Source organism: Limnospira sp., from assembly GCF_051859755.1.
In the GTDB taxonomy this organism is placed as follows: Bacteria; Cyanobacteriota; Cyanobacteriia; order Cyanobacteriales; family Microcoleaceae; genus Limnospira; species Limnospira fusiformis.
Genome location: NZ_JBIMLI010000124.1, coordinates 9883 through 15726, shown reverse-complemented (window position 1 = coordinate 15726; position 5844 = coordinate 9883). Strand labels below are relative to the sequence as shown.

Genomic DNA, 5844 nt, shown 5'->3' with positions numbered 1-5844 from the left:
CAGTTAAGGCTTAAGCTGGTCAGCTACCTGAAAGCGGGGGGCACGAAGCCCCCGTGCTTCAGCCGGGGGTGCTGACTATGTCACACCTGGCAGTCTACATGATCTGACTGAAAAATACTACATATAAACGTTTTTTTTTCCGGATCTGGATCATCCCAAAATTAAGTTTTAGTGAACACAGCCCAGAAAAATTGACACCCTACACAGATATTGATAACCTAGATAGCCATCCTATGCCCAGAGCGCAGGTTCTGATAGTTGCTGTTCATAATCTCCCGTTGAATTTAAGGTGGTTATGAAAGGTTTTCAGACACATCCGATCTGATTGGATCAAGCCAGCCAGATTTAGTTCAAGAAACTATTTTTACTTAGCTTGACTGTATTCTGTTTTCGCTACTCCTTGGGTATCAATCAAGTTAATAGGGTGCATCAGATAGCTAGTAGCATTCCATGTTCAACTACTATTGTTGTTCTCATGCACCCATCATGGAGTTTTCGGAGCTTCGACTTTGCTAGAGGAAGTAGAAATATGCTTATGTGATATTTCTACTCCACTGATTGACCTGGGACAAATTATAGCCAGTAATAGCTGTTAGAACAGCGATGGCTCATCCGCCAATAAAACATCCTCCTCTTCTAAGTCAACGGGATCAAAATTAGAACTGCCTTCAGCTTCCTCAACCTGAAGAGCGATCGCATCATCGGTGGTTGGTATTACAGTCACGCCACTGAGATCTTCGGAACTACCAGCAATCAAGTTAGCTTCTTCACTGCCTTGCAAGTCATCGATGGAGGAGGGATTAACTAAAATGTCCTCCGCTTCCGCTTCCAGATTTTCTGAAGAAGTTTCTGACGAATCACTCTCACCAGTGAGGGGATCAACTTCCGCAGACTCATCAGACTCATCAAGCTCGTCAGATTCATCAGGCTCGTCAGACTCATCAGGCTCATCAGACTCATCAAGCTCATCAGACTCATCAAGCTCGTCAGACTCATCAAGCTCGTCAGACTCATCAAGCTCGTCAGACTCGTCAGACTCATCAGGCTCGTCAGACTCAGCAATATTGCTGGTCACTGCCTCAGATTCTGGAGATGCTTGAGACTCCTCTGGTGTTTCCGAATCATTTTCAGGCACCTGGTCAGATTCCTCCAATTCTTCAGATTCAGGTTCAACCGTCACCGAGTTAGGCCGTTCTTCCGGCTGAGTGGGATTTGAAGAACGTTGGGTGTTAGTGCTGGGTAAATGAATATCCAGGAAATCGCGAATCTCGGCAGCAGTTGTGCGAGTAGCGTTTTGACTTGTCTGGGCTAATGATTCTAAGCGCTGATCGAGTAGGTTAGGGTTAGTATCCCTTAAGCTCAGATAGTTAAAAATCATCACACCATCAGATAGCGCACTGAAACTGCCATCCCCATTAACATCGAGCATCGTATTTTGGGCTAGCTCGAGGTATCGAGTCAATTCGTCAGAGAAGACGCGATTGCCACCAGCGTCACTTGCCACATTTTCTAGTCGCTGATCGAGTAGAGTCGGATTAGTATTGCTTAAGCTGAGATAGTTGAAAATCATCAAACCATCAGTCAGTGCGGATGCACTACCATCTCCATTAATATCTAACTCCCGACGGCTGATGTTGAGTTCGTAGTGATTTTGGGTGTCTTCGTTCTCACCTGCCACCCGAATATAAAATGGCTGGTTGGTAGATGGGAAACTAATCGACATAAATGAGTCACCCCTGACCAGATCAAGATCGAGGCGTTCCCCGTCAGCATTGTAAAGTTCGAGATCTAGTTCTCCCAAACTCGGATCATATTCAATGGTAATCCCATTAGGATGACGCTGAGGAATGCGGCTGGGAGTCACCTTAAACCAATCGACATCACCAGCGTGAATTGACAAGCCAGGAATCTCAATGATGTCATTGAGTCGCAATTCACCCAAGTCAGTAGCCTTGGCCTGAGTATTATTGTCCGTGCTGCCACCGACTCCTTCAAGATGATCAGGTTCAACAACCACACCACCTTGGCGAACTAGGGGTTGATGATTGACTTGTAGGGAGTAGTTGGGGTTGGTATCTCCAGTTTCACTGGAAACCCTCACGAAATAGGTGCCACCCGATTGTCCTTCCAGATTAACCTCTAGGTTATTTTGTCCAGAAGCCTCACCGAGTCGAATGCGGTTTCCTTGTTCATCCCGACTGACACCGCCATTAGCATTACCCTGATAGATTTCCAGATTCAGGTTTCCGCCATGAATGGAGCTAATGTTGATGTCAAGGTTGCCATCATGTTGACCAGTCTCAAACCGATACCAGTCGATATCTTGGCTGTTATGGAGGTTAAAGTCCGCAAACGAGTTTTGTGAACCAGTCAGACGACCGAGATTAAAGGCTGTGCTAGAGGAGTCGTTATTGACGTTGCCGGTAATGTTGCCAGTGATATCAGTGGTTTCGGCATAATCAGGCTCAATACGACGACTGCGATCGCTCGCTTGGGTACGGCGGTCTGGATTTGTCAAGGCTGTCAGGAAGTCATCCCAGCGAGTATCGGCTACGAACCGATAATTGTTCTCATTGTAACGAGAGTCAAAGCCACGGCCTGTGATGGCTGGCAAATAGATACTCAGACCATTAGCACCAGACACATCAACCTGACCGATGATAGCATCATCTAGGGCTTGGGAAACCTCCCTGGCTGCGACACCAATTTGGTTATCGTCACCCAGTAGGTTGTCGATCGCATTCATAAAGCTGCCCAAATCACGCTCATCGGGGTTAGAGAACTCAGTCGATAATGAACGAGCTTGGACAATAGCACTCCAATCATTATCAGTCGCATGATCAAGGACGGTGTCAACAAAGCTATCCAGAGCATTGTTCAGATTTGCCAACCCACCCGTTGTGGTCACAGACTGGGTTTGCGAATTGTTGTAAACATTACCGTAGGATTCTAGAATTGCTGTACCCATTTGTTCAGCACTGATGTTACGGCCTGCGTCAGCGACTTGTTGCAGCCAGCCTGTATAATCCCAACCACTCCAGGGTACAAGTCCCTGAGACGCGACAACCACTTCAGTCAGGTCGTGGAGTTCATAGACTTGCTCAACCACTCCGTTGAGACAGGAATCGAAACCAACCAATTGAAGACTCTCCAAACCAGCCTCTTGAATCGCCTGGGCAACTTCCGACAATTGCAAGTAGTCATTACCATCAGTCTCATCCCATGCGACTCCATGACGACCTGCACCGTGATTCCAAACCACCACAGCATAGTTTTGGGCGGCATAGTTTTCTGCGCCCCACTGGATAAACTCAGTCAGGGTGTTTGGATCTCCCATATTCGCTTCCCCAATGGAAGTGAGGTTGCTGGTAATCAGGTTGGGGTTGTTGTCATGCTGAATCAAGCCACGAAGGGTCTCCGTCCAACGGTTATCCTCTGTGTCATAACCGCTAATGAGATCGGCGGAAACATCTTCGACATCAACCTGAACCACCACATTGATATGATCCGGCAGGTTCACAGCTTCCATCTGGTTGATATCGTCAATAGCTGCTAATTCAAGATCGTTGTCCCCAGCAATGTAGACCATAATTGTCCATTCAGCCTCACCAGCTTCAACTTGGACTTGAGGAGCGTTTAGGTTCAGATTATAGTTAACAGGTTCATCTCCAGAAACCCGAGCATAATATGGGGTGTTGGCATCCAAGTCAGTTAGGTTAATTCCCCGGATGCCTTCGCCACTACCTCCGAAGCTGTTGAGTGGAACTAAACTACCGGACTCATCATACAACTCCAGATTGAGATCGAAATTGGGATCAAACTCAATGGAAATTCGGTGGTCGCGGGTATTATCGCCGGTAGTGAAGCTGAACCAGTCTTCATCATCGCTGTTGTGAATACTGAGATTCGTTTGGCTACTGGTAACATAACGTAATTCAGTGGCTTGTTCGCGACTGTTGTTAGGTTCAAAGCGATCGGGCTCAATGTTACCCAAACCACTACCAGTGGTGATATTCAGACTGTATTGAGGGTTGGTAACACCTTGATAGCCGTAGACTTCAACCCAGTAATTGTCCCCGACACTGCCATTGAATACCACAGATTCGCTGTTAGTAGTGCCTTGAGAAATTCCCAGTAACCCATCCTGGTCATAAACTCGCAGGTCAATATCTCCATCGCCATGATTAAACTCGAGTCGGACTTCAACTTGACCGTTGACAACAGGGCTGAATTGGAACCAGTCTCTGTCTCCCTCGGTATGCAGGGTGAGTTCATCCTCGCTAACCTGACGAATTGAACCAAATTCGTGGGCGGTTTCTAGGGTGTTGTTTCCTTCGTCTCCTTCAAAGCGATCGGCAGCAATACCACCAGAACTTTGGAACTCACCAAGAGGAGCCTCAATAGTCAGGCGATATTCTGGATTAGTGGCACCGTTGTAGCCAAACACCCGGACATAATAGGTATCAGGACTTAATCCGTTCAAGAAGATAGCTTCTTCATTACCTACTCCACGAGATGCCCGCAGCAGATTATTGTCTGAATCATATAACTCAACATCAATGTCCCCCAAACTGTGTTCAAACTGATCAACAACCACCACATGATTAAACCAGCCTGTTTCTGCGAGGGTAAATCTGAACCAGTCGTCATTACCTGATTCATGGATGGAGAGTTGATGGGGAATCACGCCACTGCTGTTAATTTGAACTGCATTATCCCAACTACTGTTCTCATAGTTCTGATCGTAGTAATCGGGATTAATACTGCTGACATCTCCCCTTACACGGGGGTCAATGGTCAGGCTATAGTTCGGGTTACTAGCACCATTCCAACCCCAAACACGAACGTAGTAGGTTCCAGCATCTAAGCCAGCCAAACTAATGCTCTCATTATCCGATACACTCATTGAACTGTCGAGCCAGTTATTGTTGGCATCGTAGAGGACCATATCCACATCTCCTAGGCTGTGGAGGAAGTCAATACGAACCTCTGCACCACTGCCAGCAGTTCCATCGGTGGTAAAGCTGAACCAGTCATCATATCCCGATACTATCACCAGCTCATTTTGGACTAGCCGTGAGTTTACTGTACCGAAATCATGTGCGGTATCAAAGCTGTGATTACCAGCAAAACGGTCTTCACTTAGGTCTTCCCCGTCCGTATAGTACCAGTCGTCGTACCAGCCGTCGTACCAGTCATCCCAAATGTAATCTCCATAAGTATATATGCTCATGGAATAATTGTTGGTGGCTCCACCATAACCATAAACCTGGGCATAATAAGTGCCACTAGGCAGCCCTTCTAGGCTAATGCTTTCCCAATCACTGGTTCCTGTCGAACTACCAATCAACGAGCCATTGACATTATACAGTGCTAGGTCTAGGTCTCCATCGCCGTGGTAGAAACTGATGTAGATTTCATCATACATTCCTCCAGTGCTAGGGAGTTCAAACCTAAACCAGTCTTCATCACCTACTGGATCAATGCTTAACCAGTCATACCAAGAATAGACTACCCCCAAATCATAAGCAGTTGCCATGGTGTCATTGGGTTCGTACCAGTAGTCATTAGGTTCGCCGTAATATGGCCAACCGTAATCCGGGTAGTAATCCCAATCTCCATAAGCATATATGCCCATCTCATAGTTGTTGGTGGCTCCACCATAACCATAAACCTGGGCATAATAAGTGCCACTAGGTAACCCTTCTAGGCTAATGCTTTCCCAATCACTGGTTCCGGTGGAACTATCAACCAGTTCCCCTTGCTCATTATACAGTGCTAGGTCTAGGTCTCCATCGCCGTGGTAGAAACTGATGTAGATTTCATCATACATTCCTCCAGTGC

General features: G+C 46.7%; 1 protein-coding gene. It reads right to left on the bottom strand.

Going from position 1 to position 5844, the window contains the following annotated elements; genetic code table 11:
- Window positions 1–592 precede the first annotated feature (592 nt).
- Window positions 593–5833: a clostripain-related cysteine peptidase gene (locus ACTIE0_RS18405; protein WP_439516951.1), complete on the bottom strand. Its 5241-nt coding sequence runs from the start codon at window positions 5831–5833 to the stop codon at window positions 593–595.
- Window positions 5834–5844: the final 11 nt, after the last annotated feature.

Excerpts from the sequence above, each read along its gene's own strand:
- ACTIE0_RS18405 (WP_439516951.1), bottom strand. The coding sequence starts at position 5,833 with ATGTATGATGAAATCTACATCAGTTTCTACCACGGCGATGGAGACCTA.